Source organism: Achromobacter sp. ES-001 (assembly GCF_019448355.1).
GTDB lineage: Bacteria > Pseudomonadota > Gammaproteobacteria > Burkholderiales > Burkholderiaceae_B > Achromobacter > Achromobacter spanius_B.
The window spans coordinates 3983619-4001295 of the sequence record NZ_CP079940.1 but is presented as its reverse complement, the minus strand read 5'-3'; the positions used below and the strand labels follow the sequence as shown (position 1 = coordinate 4001295).

Below are 17677 nucleotides of genomic sequence, written 5' to 3'. Positions count from 1 at the left end.
ATCACACCGAGGAAAAAAGGGGGGCTGAGGCTAGGCCGCGCGGGCCACTTGGTGGCCGGGCGCGAATTCAGTCAGCGGAATAATGGCCGGTTCGTCGCCGACGCGGCGTACCGGGCTGGGGATTTCACCTTCGATCAGCGACGTGTCGATGTGGCGGCCGGGCTCGGCCACCGGCACGGCGGCCAGCAGCTTGCGCGTGTACGAGTGCTGCGGCGATTCAAAGATCTGCCGGCGCGTGCCCAGTTCCACGATCTGGCCCAGGTACAGGACCGCGACACGATGGCTGACTTTTTCCACCACCGCCATGTCGTGCGTGATGAACAGGTATGACAGGCCGCGGTCCTTTTGCAGATCCATCAGCAGGTTCAGGATCTGCGCCTGGATGGACACGTCCAGCGCCGACACGGATTCGTCGGCAATGATCAGCTTGGGGTTGCTGGCCAGGGCGCGCGCGATGCACACGCGCTGACGCTGGCCGCCCGAGAATTCATGCGGATAGCGCTTGGCATGCTCGGGCTTCAAGCCCACCTGTTCCAGCAGCTCGCCCACTCGGCGCGCGATGGCGTCTTCGCCATGCAGCAAGCCGTGCGTGCGGATCGGTTCGGCAATGCTGAAGGCCACCGTCTTGCGCGGGTCCAGCGACGCGTACGGGTCCTGGAAGATGTACTGGATTTCCTGGCGCAGGCGTTGGCGGCCGGCGGCGTCCATCGAAAAAATGTCCTGGCCGTTGTAGCGCACGGCGCCCGAGGTGGGGGCCACCAGCTGCTGCAAGGTCTTGCCGATGGTCGACTTGCCGCTGCCGGACTCGCCCACCAGCGCCAGCGTTTCGCCGGGATAGACGTCAAAGCTGACTTCTTCCACGGCGTGCACGCGGTGCGTGACGCGGCCGAACAAATTGTGGCCGACGTCAAAACGTGTCGTCAGTTTTTCCACGCGCAGCACGGGGGCGTCGTAGGTGGCGGTGTCTTGTTCGCGGGTTTCGCCCACTTCGCGCAGCGTGTCGCCTTCCAGCACGGTTTGCGGCGTGCGCAGCGGCAGGTCGCGGCCGGTCAGGCTGCCCAGGCGAGGCACGGCGGCCAGCAGCGCGCGCGTGTACGGGTGCTTGGGCGCATTGAAAATCTGCTCGACGGTGCCTTGTTCGACTTTCTTGCCACGCAGCATCACGACCACGTCGTCGGCCATCTCGGCCACCACGCCCATGTCATGCGTGATGAAGATGACGGCGGTGCCCAGGTCGCGTTGCAGTTCGCGGATGGTGTTCAGGATCTGTGCCTGGATGGTGACGTCCAGCGCGGTGGTGGGTTCGTCGGCGATCAGCAGGCGCGGCTGGCACGACAGTGCCATGGCGATCATCACGCGCTGGCGCATGCCGCCCGACAGTTGATGCGGATAGCGGTCCAGCAGCTGCTCGGCGTCCGGCAGGCGCACCTTGTCCAGCAGCTTGCGCGCGGACGCGCGTGCGGCCGAGCGCGACAGCTGCTGGTGCAGCATGATGGCTTCCACGATCTGGTCGCCGATGGTGAACACGGGGTTCAGCGACGTCATCGGTTCCTGGAAGATCATCGCGATGTCGTTGCCGCGAATGGCGCGCATCTGCTCGTCGGTGGCACGGGTCAGATCGGTTTCGCGGCCGTTGTCGTCGCGAAACAGGATCTGGCCGCTGGCGATGCGCCCGTTCGAGTAATCCGTCAGCCGCATGATCGCCATGGACGTGACGGACTTGCCCGAACCGGACTCGCCAACAATCGCCAGCGTCCGGCCCGGCTGGACGTCGAAGTCCAGGCCGTCGACGGCGCGAAACACGCCGTTGTCGGTATTGAAGTCAACCGATACGCCGCGCACGGACAGCAGCGGGGCGGATGAAGAAGCGGTGGTGCTAGACAACGTGGATTCTCACAGCGAGGTGGCGGCGCGGGCAGCCTGGTCGTACAGGCCCGACAGGGCGCGCAGGGTGTTGGCCAGCTGGTGGCTGGCTTCGTCCGCGGCGGGCGAGTCGATGAACGACTTGACCAGGCACTGCTCGCGCACTTCGGCGTAACGCGCAATGGCGGCGGCGCCGGCGTCGGTGGTGGTGTAGATCACTTCCTTGCCCGTCTTGGCGCTTTGCACGACGCCCAGCCGCTCAAGTTTCTTAAGCGAATAGTTCACCAGGTGCGTGTCTTCGACGTTCAGGGTGAAGCAGATGTCGGCCAGCTTCTTGCCGCGTCCACGGTGATACACGTGGTTCAGCACCAGGATGTCCAGCGAGGTCAGATCGGGCAGGCCGGCGCAGGCCATGCAGCGCACCATCCAGCGGTTGAACGCGTGCGACGCGATGATCAGGCCAAATTCCACCTCGGATAACTGCGGGGCGGACGTGGCCAGATGGGCGGAAGAAACGATGGCGTCCCGGATGGAGGCAGACATGGCAGGTGTAAAGGGACGGATCGATGACAAAACGTTGGCGAATTATTGACGATTTGTTGTTATGCAGGCATTCGGGATAACCCTGGGTAATAAGGGCCAGTGCCGGGCGCACACCTACAAGCGGTGCGAGAGGCGAGGGCTACTCAGATTCATTTTAGTAATCGTCCTGGTGCTGATTGGGAATCTTCTGATAGTTCTTGCGCGGCCGCTCCCTATCATTTTTCAATCGCTTTGGCCTCAAGTCGGACACGGGCCGCCTTGAGGCCAAAGCCCTTGAAAATCACAATAAAAATGGAAGTGGGATGCGGGATCTCAAGACGTTACTTAAGCGGGTGCTGTTCAAGTTGTCCCCAAGAACGGCCGAACGGTTGAATATCGATTTCCGCCTTCGCGCGCCGAACCGCGACTTTTTGGAGGAATCCGTATTCGGTTATCTGAATGAAATGGCGGCCGTAGCGGACCACGACATCAAAACCCTGTTCGTGGGCATCGACAAGCACAACTGGCATTACCCGCGCTTATTGCTATGCCAGTTTCATTCGCTGGATATCGAGGCGCGCAAGGCAGTTTATGGGCGGCCGGGTAGCCATTGGACGGGGAGCGCCATCCACATGGCGGATCACTATGGCCCGAACGCATTCGATGTGGTGGTGGCAAACGGCTTGTTGGGTTTCGGTATTAATAACGCAGCCGAGTTCAGGCGTCTGCTGACGCAATGCGAACTCGTATTAAAGCCGGGTGGCCTGCTGGTGCTGGGCTATAACGACCGACCGGATCGGGCACCGTTTCCAGTGATGCCCGTAGTACGCGAGTATTTCGAATCGTTCGTGCCGCCGATTGTCGGGGTGCAGGCTGACATTCATCGCGTGGACGACGACTTTCAGCACGTGTTCGTCTTTGCTAAAAAGCGCAAGGCGCCGCCTCGCCAGGCGCGACTAACCGACATGGCAGAGGCCACCTCCGGCGTCTGAAAAATCTATGCAGGAGCGCTTTCCCGTAGCGACCACGTCCCGTCGTCGCCGCACATTAAATAGTGCGTTGGGCCGATCCGGTCCTGAAACGCCGCATCGTGCGACACCACCACCATGGCGCCGGGGTAATGCGCCAACGCGTCTTCCAGCGCCTGCGCCGAGGCCATGTCCAGGTGGTTCGTGGGTTCGTCCAGCAACAGCAACTGCGCGGGTTGCTTGCGCCACAACGCGCAGGCCAGCGCCGCCTTGATGCGTTCACCGCCGCTTAACGTGGCTGCGGGCGCCTGGACCTGCGCTGCGCCCAGGCCCAGCAGGGCCAGCCGGCTGCGCAGTTCGCCCGGTGACAGCGGCGCGCCCTGCGCCTCCAGGGTTTGCAATAGCGACGCGTTTGCGGGCAATGCGTTTGCCGACAATGCGCTTGCGGGCAATGCGTTTGCAGGCCATGCGCTTGCAGGCAACGCGTTTGCGGCCTGGTCCAGCATCGCGGTGGGCACGCGCACGTCGCAGCGGCCAGCACGCGGGGCAAGCACACCGGCCAACATCGCCAGCAGTGTGCTTTTGCCGCAGCCGTTGGGGCCTTGGATTGCCAGCCGGAACGGGCCGTCCAAGGTCAAGCTAAGCGGTTTGGCGCGGGGCGGCCACGGGGGCAGGGCGGCCTCCAGGTGTAGAACGCGCCGCCCGGCCGGCACCGTGGTGTCGGGCAATGCCAGCGCCACGTCCGCGGCCGTGGGGGCCAGCGAGGCGGCCTGTCTGACGGCGACGTCCAAGGCGGCGGCGGCGTCCTGACGGCGCTGGCGATCACGTCCCGCGTGCGCTTGTGCGCTGGCCTTTTTGCCGCCCAGCAACACGGCGGCCTGATTGGTTTCGCGGGCGTTGCGGCTGTTGCGCGCGGTGCGCTGCTGCTGGGCGTCGTGCTGTTGCCGCAGCGCACGCAGGCCCTTGGCGCGTTCATGGCGCGCATGCGCCAGGGCCGTGTGCGCGGCGGCGTCCTGGCTGTCGCGTTGCGCGCGCCAGGCGCTGTAGTTGCCGGCGTGGCCGCGAAGGGCGGCGTTGTCCAGTTCGACGATGCTGTCCATGGCGTCCAGCAAGCGGCGGTCGTGGCTGACGACGATCAGCGCGCCGCGCCATGCGTGGATTTTTTCTGTCAGCCAATCGCGGGCGCGCGTGTCCAGGTGGTTGGTGGGTTCGTCCAGCAACAGGGCGTCGGCGCCTTGCAGGAAGGCGCCGGCCAACGCCACGCGGGTCAACTCGCCGCCACTTGCCGCGCAGGCGGGATGTGCGGGTTGCCAGTTAGGCAGGGCGGCGTCGGCAAGCATGCGCGCCCAGTCTTGATGGATCAGCCAATGGCCTTCCGCCAAGTCAAAGTCTGCCCGGTCGGTGCTGCCCGCTTCGATATTGGCCAAGGCGCGGAACACAGGACCCAGGCCCGCAACATCCGCCAGCGTGGCGGTATCGGGCCAAGCCGGCGTCTGCGCCACATAGGCCAGTTTCCCGTGGCGCACAACACGGCCGGACTGCGGCGGCAGGGTGCCAAGCATGACACGCAGCAGCAATGATTTACCCGCGCCGTTGCGCCCGATGACGCCATGGCGGACGGGCGCGAAGTCGTGGGTGACGTCGTCTAGCAGCACGCGGCCGTCGGGCAGCGCGAAGCTGACATGCTGCAAACCAAGGAAGGGCGACGCCGAATGCGTCAAGGGCTGCGCCGGGGGCGGCGCGCTGGATGACCGGGCCATGGATAGCTCTCCGAAATAATGAAACGCTTTGCGCGGCAGTGGCCATAGGGCAGCGGACTGCTCGGCAAAGGGAAATCAAAGGGAGTGCTTAAAGAATCATGGCCTGGGGGGTCTCCGGGAGAGTGCGGGCGGCACTGGCGTTCGAACCGCATCGTACGCGAAAGTTCCCGCCCTGGCCCACCGACGTAGCCCCCTTCAGGTCTCCAACAGCCGCAGATCGGGCGGCCGGTTTTCAATGATGGCTTCCATGCTGAAAAAGCCCGTCACAGTCGACAGTTCGAAGTCGGTGATGAGCTTTTGGTAGAAGCGGTCGTAGCCGGCCATGCCCCGGCAGACCACCTTGATCAGGTAGTCCCAATCGCCACCGATGCGATAGAACTCGGTCACTTCGGGCAGGCGCTCGACGTGTTCGCGAAAGCCGTCGGCCCAGGCCTTGGCGTGGTGGCTGGTTCGGATCATCACAAACACGGTCAGGTCCAGCCCCAGCGCCACCAGGCTGACCTCGGCGCGGGTGCCGCGAATGATGCCGCAGGCGTTCAAGCGCTGTAGCCGGCGCCAGCACGCGTTCTGCGAAAGGCCGACCCGGTCGGCCAGCTCGCGCTGGGACAGGGAACCGTCTTTTTGCAGGCAAGCAATGATGCTCAGATCAAGCTTGTCTATTTTCTCCATCCGTTCGTTCATATGACCCAAGTTATATTGATTTACGCAAAATAACGGTGATGTTTGTTGTCGGCTTCCATCGTATGATATTTCGCATCAATTGGAAGACTTATCATGACGACGCTTAATGCCTCGGCCACGGCCGGGGCCTCAAACACCGCAAGTCCCTTGCAGCAGTTTCAAGATAGCCTGGCATCCCCCGACATCGCGGCCCAGCTCGCCGATGGCCTGATTGGCAAAGACGCGTTCGTCGACGGCCCGTTTGGCCGCAAGCCGCTGGTCTATGCCGACTACGTGGCCTCGGGCCGCGCGCTGATGCAGGTCGAGCGCTTTGTCATGGAACAGGTGCTTCCGTATTACGCGAATTCGCACACCGAAGCCTCGTATTGCGGCGGTTTCATTACCCGCTTGCGCCGCGAGGCCCGCGCCGCTGTCGCGCGTTGCTGCGGCGCCACCGACGCCCATGCCGTGATTTTCGCCGGGTCCGGCGCCACGGCGGGCATCAACCGCCTGGTGCATTTGTTTGGCGTGCACGCGGCGGTAGCGGCAGGCAAGCCGGTCCGCGTCATCATCGGCCCGTACGAGCACCATTCCAATATCTTGCCGTGGCGCGAATGCGGCGCGCAGATTGTGGAAGTTGCCGAAGCCGCCGAGGGCGGTCCCGACTTGGCGGCGCTGGACGCCGCGCTGAACGCGCCCGCCGGCACGCTGCTGATCTGCGCGTTGTCGGCCGCGTCGAACGTGACCGGCATCGTGGCTGATGTGGCCGGCATCACGCGGCGCGTCAAGCAGGCGGGCGCCAAGATGTTGTGGGACTACGCGGGCGGCGCGCCGTACCTGCCGGTCCGTATGTCGCCGGCACCCGATGCGCACATCGACGCCATTGTGTTCTCGCCGCATAAATTCATTGGCGGGCCGGGCGCATCCGGTGTGCTGATCGTTCGCCGCGATGCGGTGATCGACACCACGCCCACCTGGCCGGGCGGCGGCACCGTCAAATTCGTGTCGCCCGAGGGTCATGATTACAGCGCCAGCCTGGAATCGCGCGAAGAGGCGGGTACGCCCAACGTGGTGGGCGACATCCGCGCCGCCTTGGTGCTGCTGGTCAAGGAAGCGCTGGGCGCCGACTTCATGCGTGAGCGCAACGCGCATTTCGTGCAGCGCGCGCTTGCCGCCTGGCAAGGCGCGGAACCCCTGGAATTGCTGGGCTCGCTGACGGCCGAGCGCTTGCCGATCTTCTCGTTTCGGGTACGCGACGGCAAGGGCGGCTATGTGCACCAGCAATTGGTGACGCGCATGTTAAGCGACCGTTTCGGCATCCAGGCGCGTGGGGGGTGCGCCTGCGCGGGGCCGTATGTGCACCGGCTGCTTGATATCGGGCCGGCGCAGTCGCGGCAGATGCGGCAAGCCATCCTGGACGGCCGCGAGATTGAAAAGCCCGGCTTCATCCGCCTGAACTTCAGTGTGCTGTTGCCGGACGCCAAGGCGGATTTCATCCTGGAGTCCGTGCTGGCACTGGCGGCCGACGCGACGCAGTTCGAATCGCGTTACGGCTTCGATCCCAGCCGCGCCATTTTCTACCCGCAAAGCGTGGAAATGGAAATGACGATCTGAACGATCAGCAAGGCGGCGGGACAACGGAGGGCAAGGGCCAATGGGCTTATTGACCGACCGGTCGGCCCTGCGACCCCGCTTTCCGTCCGTTCTGCGTTTTTAGTCCGCGGTCAGTCTTTCATCTGGCGGCCGCAGGTGCGGACCCACGCCGCCTTTGCGTCGGCCAACTCGTCCGACGCGCGAGTTAGGTCGCGCACGACCGACTCCGAGAACGTCGTGCCGTTGCGGCGGCACGCCTCGAAATCATCGACCAGCGCATAGCGGGCATCCAGCAGGTCCAGCCGACCCTGGCACAGCTCGCGGTTCAATTGCAGATTGTTGGCGGCTTCGCGCGTGCGCTGCACATCCTGCGCGCGCTTGACCGTGCGCACTTGCTCGTCGATGCGCGACACACACGCGTCGTCCGCGTGCGCGGACCCGGCGGCGCACGCCGTCAGGATCAAAAAAACGGCCAGGGGCCGGCGGGGGGTTGCTGCCATGCGAAAAGCCTTGGTATGACGTGGTGTGCATCATAACTGGTGCGAAAAATGCCCCGTGACATGGTGCGCCGCACGCCTGCCACTGCATGGAAAACCAGTATGGTGAATCGCCCGAACGCGTCTACCATCAATCAGCGCATCAATCAGCACATCAATCACCGGTCACATTTTCAAAATGACCCGACCCGCAACGGGATCGGGCGCCTTCTTGGCTGCTGTTCTGTTTTATCAACACGTACGTTGGAGATGAAAGAGAATGACGACACCCCTCATTACGGTCGACCTGGACCAGTCCCCTTACGAAAACAAGCACATCCATAATCGGTGGCACCCCGATATCCCCATGGCCGTCTGGGTCAAGCCGGGCGACGACTTCGTGCTGGAAACCTATGACTGGACCGGCGGCGCCATCAAGAACGACGACAGCGCCGACGACGTGCGCGATGTGGACCTGTCCACCGTGCACTTTCTGTCGGGGCCGGTGGGCGTAGAAGGCGCGCAACCCGGTGACTTGCTGGTGGTTGACCTGCTGGATATCGGCGCCAAGCCGGACAGCCTGTGGGGGTTCAACGGCTTTTTCAGCCGTAATAACGGGGGCGGTTTCCTGACCGAACATTTCCCCCATGCGCAAAAATCCATCTGGGATTTTCACGGCATGTTCACGTCGTCCCGCCATATCCCCGGGGTGAATTTCGCGGGCCTGATCCACCCGGGCCTGATCGGTTGCCTGCCCGACAAGAAGCTGCTGCAAACGTGGAACCGGCGCGAACAGGCGCTGATCGACACCAACCCCAACCGTGTACCGCCGCTGGCGAACCCGCCCGCGCCCAAGACGGCCCACATGGGCGCATTGCAAGGTGCTGACCGCGACCGCGCAGCAGCCGAGGGCGCACGTACCGTGCCGCCGCGCGAGCACGGCGGCAACTGCGATATCAAGGACTTGTCGCGGGGCGCCCGCGTGTTCTTCCCGGTGTACGTCGACGGCGGCGGCTTGTCGGTCGGCGATCTGCACTTCTCGCAGGGCGATGGCGAAATCACGTTCTGCGGCGCGATCGAAATGGCGGGCTGGGTGCACATGCGCGTGTCGCTCATCAAGGGCGGCATGGAAAAGTACGCCATCAAGAACCCGATCTTCAAGCCCAGCCCCATCACCCCGGCCTACAAGGACTACCTGATCTTCGAAGGCATCTCGGTGGACGAAGAAGGCAAGCAGCACTACCTGGACGTGAACGTGGCGTACCGGCAGGCGTGCCTGAACGCCATCGAATACCTGAAGAAATTCGGCTATTCCGGTGCCCAGGCCTATTCGATTCTGGGCTGCGCGCCCGTGCAAGGCCACATCAGCGGCGTGGTCGACATCCCCAATTCCTGCGCCACGCTGTGGCTGCCCACCGAGATCTTTGACTTCGATATCCAGCCCTCGGCATCCGGGCCGATCAAACATATCCAGGGCGGGGTAGACATGCCGCTGTCACGCGACCGCCAGGAGAACCGCGATGCCCATGTATGACTATTCCTGCGGCGGATGCGGCGACTTTGCCGCGTTGCGGCCGCTGGCGCAATGGCGCGACCCGGCCGCGTGCCCGCAATGCGGCGCGTTGTCCGCGCGCATCATCGGCGGCGCGCCGGCCATTTCGGCCTTGTCGTCCGCCGTGAACCGCGCGCGCGCGGTCAATGAGCGCAGCGCAAACGAGCCGCGCAGCTCGCGCGCGGGCCATGGCATGAACTGCGGGTGTTGCTCGGGCGGCCGCGGGTCCGGCAAGACGCGCACCAGCACCGACGGGGCGAAGTCCTTCGCGGGCGCCAGGCCCTGGATGATCAGCCACTAGTCAGGCGAGCAAGGTCAGGGCGCGTCGTCTTGCGGCGCGTCCTTGTCCATGCCTTGCATGTTCTCCAGCAGCTTCAACAGATAGTGCAGGGTGTGGCTCAGGTCGCCGACCGAGAAGTCGGCCAGCGCGCCTTCGTAGTAATCATGGATGCGCGGAAGGGCGTCGTGCACCCACACTTTGCGACCGGATGGCGTCATCGTGATCAAGCGCGAGCGCCGGTCGCGCCCATCCGGCGCACTGCCGATATGGCCGTCGCGTTCCATCCGGCCAAGCAAACCCGACAGGCTCTGGCGGCTGACCATCAGGTAGCGCGCCAGATCGCCCACGCTCATGCCGTCGGCCGCCTCTGGCCGCGATAACGCGCCCAATACGGCCCATTGCTGCGTGGTCAGCCCCAGGTGTTCCACCGCGCGGCTACCTGTTTTATGCAGCATGTTGGCGCATTGGTATAACCGGAAGAACAGCCGGTTGGCTAACTCCATTCTGGCAATTTCGGTGTTTTTATTAGGGTTTTTCATAAGCTTCGTACCGTGTTTCGCAACTTGATGCGGCGTCGCCAAGTCTCTAATATACGTCAACATGTTTACGTATATGGGCTTGGCCAGATTCGTTGGCAAGGATACCAAGCCTGCAACCCGCGCAGAGGAAATCATGCAAAGACTGGCAGGCAAGACGGCTGTGGTAACGGGCGGCGGTGGGGGGATAGGGGGCGCGACCTGCGCGCGTTTCGCCAGGGAAGGCGCCGCCGTGGCCGTGCTGGACTTGAACGAAGAGCATGCGCGGCGGGTAGCCGAAAAGATCGAAGCGGCGGGCGGGCGCGCGTTGGCCATCGCTTGTGACATTACTCAGCGCCACGAGGTGGACGCGGCCATCGCGGAAACGGAAACCGTGCTGGGGCCCATCGACATCCTGGTCAACAACGCCGGGTGGGACGTGTTCAAGCCATTCACCAAGACGGAACCCGCGCAATGGGAACGGCTGATCGCCATCAACCTGGTGGGCGCCTTGCATTTGCACCACGCCGTGCTGCCCGGCATGGCGGCGCGCAAGGCGGGGCGCATTGTCAACATTGCGTCGGACGCGGCGCGCGTCGGGTCTTCGGGCGAAGCGGTGTACGCGGCGTGCAAGGGCGGCTTGGTGGCGTTTTCCAAAACCATCGCACGCGAGCACGCGCGTCATGGCATCACGGTCAATGTGGTGTGCCCAGGCCCGACGGACACCGCGCTGTTCGCCGATTACAAGGAAGGCGCCGGCAACCCCGAGAAACTGCTTGAGGCCTTTACCCGCGCCATTCCCTTGGGCCGCATCGGCCAGCCGGACGACCTGCCCGGCGCGATCCTGTTCTTTGCCAGCGATGACGCCGCCTACATCACCGGGCAGGTATTGAGCGTGTCGGGCGGTTTGACGATGAACGGCTGAAGGCGGACGACACCGCTTTCGCATGCCCCTTGAGGAGCCAAGATGGACTACGAAGATATTCTCTACGCCGTGCGCGACGGCGCCGCCTGGATCACGATCAATCGGCCCGAAAAGATGAACGCGTTTCGTGGCCGCACCTGCGACGAACTCATTCACGCCATCAACCGCGCCGGCTACGCGCCCGACATCGGCGTCATCGTGCTGGCGGGCGCGGGCGACAAGGCGTTCTGCACCGGCGGCGACCAATCCGCGCACGCCGGCCAGTACGACGGACGCGGCACCATCGGCCTGCCCATGGAAGAACTGCACAGCGCCATTCGCGACGTGCCCAAGCCGGTGATCGCGCGCGTCCAGGGCTACGCCATCGGCGGCGGCAACGTGCTGTGCACCATTTGCGACTTCACGATCGCGTCCGATAACGCCGTGTTCGGCCAGGTGGGCCCGAAGGTCGGGTCGGTGGACCCGGGGTACGGCACCGCGTACCTGGCGCGCGTCGTGGGCGAAAAGAAGGCGCGCGAGATCTGGTACCTGTGCCGACGCTATCCGGCCTCGGAAGCCTTGGCCATGGGCCTGGTCAACGCCGTCGTGCCGCACGAGCAACTGGACGACGAAGTGGCCAGGTGGTGCGCCGAGATCATGGAGAAAAGCCCCACCGCCATCGCCATCGCCAAGCGCTCGTTCAATATGGACACGGCGCATCAGGCGGGCATCGCCGGCATGGGCATGTACGCGTTGAAACTCTATTACGACACCGAGGAATCCCGCGAGGGCGTGCGCGCGTTCCAGGAAAAGCGCAAACCGGATTTCCGCCGCTACGCGAAATAACCGAGCCTGCGCCGCAACGACCGGCGCGCCGGAGGAGACAACATGAATCCGTACATCGACGAAGACCTGTCCGTCTTGGCCGAGCACGCGGGGCGATTCGCGGACGGCCGCGTGGCGCCCGGCTACCTGGAGCGCGACAGGACCCGCGTCCTGGATCGCGGCCTGATGCGCGAAATGGGGCAGTTGGGGTTCATCGCGCCCGAGTTGCCCGAGGACCGCGGCGGACAGGGCCTGGGCTGCATCGCGGCCGGCGTCATCCACGAGCAGATCGCGCGCGCCGACTTGAGCTTTTCCTACGTCAATCTGCTGGCATCGTTGAATGGGCAGATCCTGGCGCAGCATGGCCAGCGCGAGGTCGCCGCGCCGTGGCTGACCCGGCTGACGCAGGGCAATGCGTTGCTGTCCATTGCCTTGACCGAGCCGCGCGGCGGTTCGGATGCCGCCAACCTGCGGCTGCGGGTCGAGCGCGTGGACGGGCACTACGTGGTCAACGGTGAAAAAACATCCATCTCCGCCGCGGACCAAGCGGACGCCGCCATCGTGTTCGGCCGCAGTGGCACCGTGGAATCGGGCGCGCATGGCGTGACGGCCTTGCTGGTGCCGATGGACTTGCCCGGCATCACGCGCAACCGCTTTGACTGCCACGGGCAGCGCGCCATCGGACGTGGCTCGCTATTCTTCGAAAACGTGCGGGTGCCGGCGGACCACCGGCTGGGGCAGGAAGGCCACGGCTTTGTCCAGGTCATGCAGGGCTTTGATTATTCGCGCGCGCTGATCGGGCTACAGGTGCTGGCGGTGGCGCGCGCAGCGCTGGATGAGACGTGGGCGTATGCCGCCCAGCGCGAGGCCTTCGGCAAACCTTTGACCGCATTCCAGGGCGTGTCGCATCCGCTGGCCGAGGCCGAAACCCAGCTTGAGGCGGCTCGGCTGCTGTGCCTTCAGACCTTGTGGCTGAAGGACCGCAACCTGCCCCACAGCGCGCAAGCCGCCATGTGCAAATGGTGGGCACCGAAGCTGGCGTACGACGTGGTGCATCAATGCCTGCTGACGTTCGGCCATGGCGGATACGACCACGGGCTGATGGAGCAACGGCTACGCGACGTGCTGGGATTCCAGATTGGCGACGGCACCGCGCAAATCATGAAAATCATCATCGCTCGCGAGCGCGCGGGTCGACGCGCCGTGCCCGCTTGATATCCCCGCATTCCTTGCAACCTCTCTGGGAGACGCATCCATGGAATTTGACGCCGTATTGATTGCACCGCGCCGGGCGTTGAGCATCGCGCGCGGCTGGTGGCGGGACCTGACCATCAACGACCTGCTGGACAAATGCGTGGCGGCGCATCCCGACAAAGTTGCATTGACGGCCGTGCAGTCCGACGTCGGCACGCAGCGCACGTTCACCTATCGCGAACTGGCGGCGCTGGCCGACCGCGCTGCCGTGGGGCTGGCGCGCCTGGGCGTCGGGCGCGGCGACGTGGTGGCGTGCCAACTGCCCAATGGCTGGGAATTCGTCGTCACGTATCTGGCCTGCTCGCGCATCGGCGCGGTGATGAATCCGCTGATGCATATTTTTCGGCAGCGTGAACTCTCTTTCATGCTGCGCCATAGCGAAGCGCGCGTGCTGATCGTGCCGCATCGGTTTCGGGGCTTTGACTACCCGGAGATGGTGGCCGGCTTGCGCGCGGATCTGCCAGCGCTACAGCATGTGATCGTGGTCGGTGGCCAGGGCGCCGACAGCTTCCAGGCGCTGCTGGCGGGGCCTGAATGGGAACGCGAGCCGGATGCCGAACGCATCCTGACCCAATCCCGCCCCGGCCCGGATGACGTCACACAGCTGATGTACACGTCTGGCACCACGGGCGAGCCCAAGGGCGTCATGCACACCGCCAACACCTGCTTGTCCAACATCGCCGCTTACGCCGAGCGGCTGCGCCTGGGCTCGGACGATGTTGTGCTGATGGGCTCGCCTATGGCGCACCAGACCGGCTTTATGTACGGCTTGATGATGCCGTTCTACCTGGGCGCGAGCGCCGTCACGCTGGATATCTGGAATGCCGAGAAAGCCGTTGCGCTGATGCGTGAACTGGGCGTCACGTTCAGCATGGCATCGACGCCGTTCCTGACGGATATCGCACGTCAGGTGGCGCAGTCGGGCTTGACGGTGCCCACGCTGCGCGTCTTTCTTTGCGCGGGCGCGCCCATCCCCGGCCCGCTTGTCGAACAGGCCACTCGCGCGCTGGGCGCGAAAATCATCTCGGCCTGGGGAATGACGGAAAACGGCGCGGTCACGTTGACCCTGCTGGACGATGACGACACGCGGGCCTGCACCACCGACGGCAAGCCACTGCCCGGCGTTGAAATCAAAGTCAGGGACGCGTCGGGCGCAACCTTGCCCGCCGGCGTCGAAGGCCAGCTTTGGCTACGGTCATGCTCCAATTTTGGCGGCTACCTGAAGCGGCCGCAGTTGAACGCCACCGACGCCGACGGCTGGTTCGATACGGGCGACATGGCCCGCATCGACGCCGACGGCTACTTGCGCATTACGGGGCGCAGCAAGGACGTGATCATCCGAGGCGGCGAGAACATCCCCGTGGTTGAAATCGAGTCGCTGCTGTATCGGCACCCTGCCGTGGAGATGGCGGCCATCGCGGCGTATCCGGACGCCCGCCTGGGTGAACGCGCCTGCGCGGTGGTAACGCTCAAGCCCGGGCAGGTGTTGAGCTTGCAGGATCTGGTGCAGTTCTTGAAAGGCTTCGGCGTGACCAGGCAGTACATTCCCGAGCGCCTGGAAGTGCTGGACCAACTGCCGACCACGCCCACGGGCAAGGTCCAGAAGTTCAAGCTGCGCGAGATGCTGAGTGCAAGCCTGGGGGAGGGGCAGGGCGGGACGCCGGGGTAGGTGCGGACATCAGACATCACAACGGACATCGCATCGGACATCACATCGGACATCACCTCGGAGCCCGCGTGTCGGACATCACACCGGCTAATGCACCGGACAGCGCACCGGACGTCACCTTGGACAATGCCCCGCCCGCGTCGCTCGCATAACGAAGCGGCGGGACGCGCCCGCGAAAACTATCCGGCTCAGGCCCCCGTCGCTTCCAGCGGCGCCACCGCCGCGCCCTGGATCTTGTGACGCGCCAGCGCGTCGGCCACAAACCCGGCCTTCTTCATGGCTTCCACATAGGCCGACAGATACGCGCTGGCCTTGTCGCCCCGGCTCTTGGGCACGCCCATTGCCTGGCGTATCAGCATGAAATGGCCGTCCAGTAGCCGCAGGCCGCCCAGGCGCGCGGCGTCGGCTTGCAGCTGCTGCTTGACGCCCGCGGCCACTTCCAGATTTTCTTTCATGAAGGTATCGACGACGGCGGGCGAGGTCGGCGCGCGGAAGATTTCGGCGTGCTTCAGTTCGCGCGTCAGGTACAGGTCGTAGGCGCTGCCTTTGCCGACCGTCACTCGCACGCCCTGGCTGTCGACCTGTTCCATGGCAGTGATCGGCGAATCGTCGCGTACCAGGTAGGCGCCTTCGATCACGACGTAGGGGGCGGTAAAGGCGATTTGTTCGCCACGCAAGGGGTCGATCGCGAAGAACCCCACGTCCGCCTGCCCGGCCGCCACCGCGTTGACCGATTCGCCGGCCGATTTGAAAACCACCAATTCCAGCTTGACGTCCAGGCGCCGCGCCAGTTCCCTGGCCAGGTCCACCGAGACGCCAACCGGCTGGCCGGTGGCCGGGTCGGTGTTGGCCAGAATGGGATTGCCCAGGTTGATGGACGCGCGCAGCGTGCCGGTGGGGGCGAATGCGGAAAGCAGCTCGTGGTCGGTCTTCATGGCTTCCTTGATCGGTATGCGCCGCGCCGTCAGGGCGCAGCGGCTTGCCCTCAAGAATAGCCGGATCGACGGCGCCTGTGCATTGCGGGATTGGCGCCTGCACACGGCCGCACCTGCCTCCTGGAAGTCGCCCCTGTGTCCGCGCGCTTTCGCGCCGGCACGAAACCCGACCCGCGCCTTATTGCGCGCGGCGCAGCACGTAGTGCGGGGCCAGTGGACCCGTGGGGCGGGTGCCGTCGCGGTACAGCATCGTCACCTGGTTCTCGGCGACGAAGTAGCGCTGGCTGTCGCCGGAAGCGTCCAGGCGGATGGTGCTGCCGTCCGACTCCCAGCTGAACGTGCCGGTCACGATTTCGGGTTGCGGCTCGCGGTCCAGGTACTGGGTCTGGCGCTCGTAGCGGTCGCCCTTGAGCAGCGTCAAGCGCGTCTTGATGCCGGGGCAATCCGCGCAGGGCAGCGTGCCTTCGTAGCTGCCTGGCCAGTCCAGCGCATTGCGGGCGGTGTGGTTATCGGCGGGCGTGTCGCGCGCGTCATGCGACTTGAACGGCGCGCAGCCGGCAAGCAAGGCCAGGCTCAGGGTGCAGGTCAGGGTGGTTTTCATCATGGCGAGCTCCTGTGGGTTAGTGTTTTTGCCGGAACATGTCCTGCCGGATTGACGATACGGACAGTAACGGGAGGGTGCTGAAACGGGATGTAAAGTGCCGCAATCCGTTGCGGGAAGGGTGCATGGCAAGGCAGAACGGCTGGGGTAGACTGCCGGCTTAATCTCTTGATGCGCCATGGACCCTGAACTGCTCAACTTGCTGGTGACCCGCGACATGCCGTTCGGCAAGTACAAAGGGCGACTCATCGCCGACCTGCCCGGCCCTTACCTGGCGTGGTTTGCGCGCAAGGGCTTTCCGCCCGGCGAGCTGGGCCGCCTGCTGGCGCTGATGCATGAACTGGATCACAACGGCTTGTCGTCCTTGCTGGCGCCGCTGCGTACGTCGCGGTCCGGGTCTGCGCCCAAGGCGTAGCACCGGATTCAGGCCCAGATTCAGCGTCGGATTTAGCCGCAGATTTGGCCCCGGGTTCAGGCCCGGATTTAGCCCCGGATTTAGCCCCGAGCTTTGCTTCGGACCCAGCCATCTGGGGCCGCCCCAATGCCCGATGGCATGGCCGGGTCGGAAACGGCGCGAAACAACTGCGGGGGCGCTTGTAGCGGTTTGGCACGACGAGAGCGCGCACCGGGCGCTACGATTAGCCGGCGCGCCCCGGGCGGCCGCGCATCCACCATCCGGTCGCCAAGGGCGCTTGCCCATTAAAGAAGAGGTCCCCATGAAGAAATTCTCCGTTCCTGCCGCCGTGTTCGCCGCGCTTTGCACGCTGGGCGCCGCAAGCGTGACGCATGCGCAGTCCATGCAAAGCCCCGCGCCCGCATCCCAGGAAATGCAATTTCCCAGCATGCCTTCCAAGGACGGCAGCCAGTCGCCGCCGTCGACCTTGCGCATGACCGTCACGCCTGACCCGAGCGCACCCCCGCCAGTCATGCGCGACACCGAGGAAAGCCGTGCGCAGTATGTGCGCTGCCGTGAAGTGTCTGACCGCGCGGCGGTGTCCAACGCGCAGATGCAGGCCGGCGTTGCCCAGTGCCTGAAAGAGCTGGAACAACGCCGCCAGCAGCAGTAAGCCGTACACCGGACGCGCCGGACCGGGCCGGCATCGGCCAATTGCTGGATTCTGCCGTGTTCTGTTGCCCGCTGGACCGGGCCGGCATCGGCCACTTGCTGGATCCTGCCGGGTCCAGTTGCCCGCCGGACCGAGCCGACTTCAGCCGTTTGCAGGACCCGGTCGGTTTCGCTTGCCGGCCGACAGCAGCCGCGTCGACCACGGACGCCGGTTGCTCAGGGCGTGCATTGCAA

The 17677-nt window shown here is 64.7% G+C and carries 18 protein-coding genes; 10 read left to right on the top strand and 8 right to left on the bottom strand.

Annotated elements, in window-relative coordinates; genetic code table 11:
• Positions 1-30 precede the first annotated feature (30 nt).
• Positions 31-1884, bottom strand: a complete 1854-nt coding sequence (locus tag KYT87_RS17925) for a dipeptide ABC transporter ATP-binding protein (RefSeq protein ID WP_370638718.1) — start codon at positions 1882-1884, stop codon at positions 31-33.
• A gap of 9 nt (positions 1885-1893) precedes the next feature.
• The gene (locus tag KYT87_RS17920) at positions 1894-2406 is read right to left on the bottom strand and encodes a winged helix DNA-binding protein (protein WP_046806977.1); all 513 of its coding nucleotides are present in this window, start codon (positions 2404-2406) and stop codon (positions 1894-1896) included.
• A gap of 197 nt (positions 2407-2603) precedes the next feature.
• On the opposite strand from KYT87_RS17920, the gene KYT87_RS17915 reads away from it, so the two are divergent.
• The gene (locus KYT87_RS17915) at positions 2604-3377 is read left to right on the top strand and encodes a class I SAM-dependent methyltransferase (protein ID WP_223264885.1); all 774 of its coding nucleotides are present in this window, start codon (positions 2604-2606) and stop codon (positions 3375-3377) included.
• Positions 3378-3382: 5 nt separating this feature from the next.
• Here the strand turns inward: KYT87_RS17915 and KYT87_RS17910 are convergent, their stop codons facing one another.
• Positions 3383-5113 carry an ABC-F family ATP-binding cassette domain-containing protein gene (locus KYT87_RS17910; RefSeq protein ID WP_219990500.1) on the bottom strand — a complete coding sequence of 577 codons (1731 nt, stop codon included), beginning with the start codon at positions 5111-5113 and terminating at the stop codon, positions 3383-3385.
• A gap of 195 nt (positions 5114-5308) precedes the next feature.
• Positions 5309-5782: an Lrp/AsnC family transcriptional regulator gene (locus KYT87_RS17905; RefSeq protein ID WP_255444732.1), complete on the bottom strand. Its 474-nt coding sequence runs from the start codon at positions 5780-5782 to the stop codon at positions 5309-5311.
• A gap of 105 nt (positions 5783-5887) precedes the next feature.
• Here KYT87_RS17905 and KYT87_RS17900 point away from each other — a divergent pair, with 105 nt between their 5' ends.
• Positions 5888-7387, top strand: coding sequence for an aminotransferase class V-fold PLP-dependent enzyme (locus KYT87_RS17900; protein ID WP_219990499.1), 1500 nt, complete (start codon positions 5888-5890; stop codon positions 7385-7387).
• A gap of 110 nt (positions 7388-7497) precedes the next feature.
• Here the strand turns inward: KYT87_RS17900 and KYT87_RS17895 are convergent, their stop codons facing one another.
• Positions 7498-7866, bottom strand: a complete 369-nt coding sequence (locus tag KYT87_RS17895; RefSeq protein ID WP_219990498.1) for a hypothetical protein — start codon at positions 7864-7866, stop codon at positions 7498-7500.
• Between the two features lie 256 nt (positions 7867-8122).
• On the opposite strand from KYT87_RS17895, the gene fmdA reads away from it, so the two are divergent.
• Together fmdA and KYT87_RS17885 are read left to right on the top strand one after the other, a co-directional pair.
• The gene (fmdA, locus tag KYT87_RS17890; RefSeq protein WP_219990497.1) at positions 8123-9376 is read left to right on the top strand and encodes a formamidase; all 1254 of its coding nucleotides are present in this window, start codon (positions 8123-8125) and stop codon (positions 9374-9376) included.
• The gene (locus tag KYT87_RS17885) at positions 9363-9695 is read left to right on the top strand and encodes a zinc ribbon domain-containing protein (RefSeq protein WP_219990496.1); all 333 of its coding nucleotides are present in this window, start codon (positions 9363-9365) and stop codon (positions 9693-9695) included. The genes fmdA and KYT87_RS17885 overlap by 14 nt, the downstream gene beginning before the upstream one ends.
• 14 nt (positions 9696-9709) lie before the next feature.
• Here the strand turns inward: KYT87_RS17885 and KYT87_RS17880 are convergent, their stop codons facing one another.
• Positions 9710-10213 (bottom strand): MarR family winged helix-turn-helix transcriptional regulator, encoded by a 504-nt coding sequence (locus KYT87_RS17880; RefSeq protein WP_370638717.1) that lies wholly within the window; start codon positions 10211-10213, stop codon positions 9710-9712.
• Between the two features lie 133 nt (positions 10214-10346).
• On the opposite strand from KYT87_RS17880, the gene badH reads away from it, so the two are divergent.
• From badH to aliA, 4 genes are read left to right on the top strand one after another with little or no spacing between them, the layout of a single operon-like run.
• The gene (gene badH / locus KYT87_RS17875; RefSeq protein WP_046806985.1) at positions 10347-11114 is read left to right on the top strand and encodes a 2-hydroxycyclohexanecarboxyl-CoA dehydrogenase; all 768 of its coding nucleotides are present in this window, start codon (positions 10347-10349) and stop codon (positions 11112-11114) included.
• A 42-nt stretch (positions 11115-11156) separates the two neighbouring features.
• The gene (gene badI / locus KYT87_RS17870; protein ID WP_219990494.1) at positions 11157-11939 is read left to right on the top strand and encodes a 2-ketocyclohexanecarboxyl-CoA hydrolase; all 783 of its coding nucleotides are present in this window, start codon (positions 11157-11159) and stop codon (positions 11937-11939) included.
• 42 nt (positions 11940-11981) lie between these two features.
• Entirely contained in the window at positions 11982-13133 is a 1152-nt protein-coding gene (gene aliB / locus KYT87_RS17865) for a cyclohexanecarboxyl-CoA dehydrogenase (protein ID WP_219990493.1), read from the top strand.
• Between the two features lie 40 nt (positions 13134-13173).
• A complete protein-coding gene (gene aliA / locus KYT87_RS17860; protein ID WP_219990492.1) occupies positions 13174-14841 on the top strand; it encodes a cyclohexanecarboxylate-CoA ligase in 1668 nt (555 codons plus the stop codon).
• A 188-nt stretch (positions 14842-15029) separates the two neighbouring features.
• Here the strand turns inward: aliA and KYT87_RS17855 are convergent, their stop codons facing one another.
• Both KYT87_RS17855 and KYT87_RS17850 read right to left on the bottom strand, forming a co-directional pair.
• Complete coding sequence (locus KYT87_RS17855) at positions 15030-15776, bottom strand: ABC transporter substrate-binding protein (RefSeq protein ID WP_219990491.1); 747 nt, start codon at positions 15774-15776, stop codon at positions 15030-15032.
• 178 nt (positions 15777-15954) lie between these two features.
• Complete coding sequence (locus tag KYT87_RS17850) at positions 15955-16380, bottom strand: copper resistance protein NlpE (RefSeq protein ID WP_046806990.1); 426 nt, start codon at positions 16378-16380, stop codon at positions 15955-15957.
• A gap of 175 nt (positions 16381-16555) precedes the next feature.
• Here KYT87_RS17850 and KYT87_RS17845 point away from each other — a divergent pair, with 175 nt between their 5' ends.
• Positions 16556-16792, top strand: a complete 237-nt coding sequence (locus KYT87_RS17845; RefSeq protein ID WP_104144378.1) for a DUF3820 family protein — start codon at positions 16556-16558, stop codon at positions 16790-16792.
• 301 nt (positions 16793-17093) lie between these two features.
• A complete protein-coding gene (locus KYT87_RS17840; RefSeq protein ID WP_120156282.1) occupies positions 17094-17444 on the top strand; it encodes a hypothetical protein in 351 nt (116 codons plus the stop codon).
• Positions 17445-17677: the final 233 nt, after the last annotated feature.

What these genes read in the sequence shown, in the direction of transcription:
- KYT87_RS17920 (WP_046806977.1), bottom strand. Translation starts at nt 2,406, where the DNA reads ATGTCTGCCTCCATCCGGGACGCCATCGTTTCTTCCGCCCATCTGGCC.
- KYT87_RS17910 (WP_219990500.1), bottom strand. Translation starts at nt 5,113, where the DNA reads ATGGCCCGGTCATCCAGCGCGCCGCCCCCGGCGCAGCCCTTGACGCAT.
- KYT87_RS17905 (WP_255444732.1), bottom strand. Translation starts at nt 5,782, where the DNA reads ATGGAGAAAATAGACAAGCTTGATCTGAGCATCATTGCTTGCCTGCAA.
- KYT87_RS17900 (WP_219990499.1), top strand. Translation starts at nt 5,888, where the DNA reads ATGACGACGCTTAATGCCTCGGCCACGGCCGGGGCCTCAAACACCGCA.
- KYT87_RS17895 (WP_219990498.1), bottom strand. Translation starts at nt 7,866, where the DNA reads ATGGCAGCAACCCCCCGCCGGCCCCTGGCCGTTTTTTTGATCCTGACG.
- fmdA (WP_219990497.1), top strand. Translation starts at nt 8,123, where the DNA reads ATGACGACACCCCTCATTACGGTCGACCTGGACCAGTCCCCTTACGAA.
- KYT87_RS17885 (WP_219990496.1), top strand. Translation starts at nt 9,363, where the DNA reads ATGCCCATGTATGACTATTCCTGCGGCGGATGCGGCGACTTTGCCGCG.
- KYT87_RS17880 (WP_370638717.1), bottom strand. Translation starts at nt 10,213, where the DNA reads ATGAAAAACCCTAATAAAAACACCGAAATTGCCAGAATGGAGTTAGCC.
- badH (WP_046806985.1), top strand. Translation starts at nt 10,347, where the DNA reads ATGCAAAGACTGGCAGGCAAGACGGCTGTGGTAACGGGCGGCGGTGGG.
- badI (WP_219990494.1), top strand. Translation starts at nt 11,157, where the DNA reads ATGGACTACGAAGATATTCTCTACGCCGTGCGCGACGGCGCCGCCTGG.
- aliB (WP_219990493.1), top strand. Translation starts at nt 11,982, where the DNA reads ATGAATCCGTACATCGACGAAGACCTGTCCGTCTTGGCCGAGCACGCG.
- aliA (WP_219990492.1), top strand. Translation starts at nt 13,174, where the DNA reads ATGGAATTTGACGCCGTATTGATTGCACCGCGCCGGGCGTTGAGCATC.
- KYT87_RS17855 (WP_219990491.1), bottom strand. Translation starts at nt 15,776, where the DNA reads ATGAAGACCGACCACGAGCTGCTTTCCGCATTCGCCCCCACCGGCACG.
- KYT87_RS17850 (WP_046806990.1), bottom strand. Translation starts at nt 16,380, where the DNA reads ATGATGAAAACCACCCTGACCTGCACCCTGAGCCTGGCCTTGCTTGCC.
- KYT87_RS17845 (WP_104144378.1), top strand. Translation starts at nt 16,556, where the DNA reads ATGGACCCTGAACTGCTCAACTTGCTGGTGACCCGCGACATGCCGTTC.
- KYT87_RS17840 (WP_120156282.1), top strand. Translation starts at nt 17,094, where the DNA reads ATGAAGAAATTCTCCGTTCCTGCCGCCGTGTTCGCCGCGCTTTGCACG.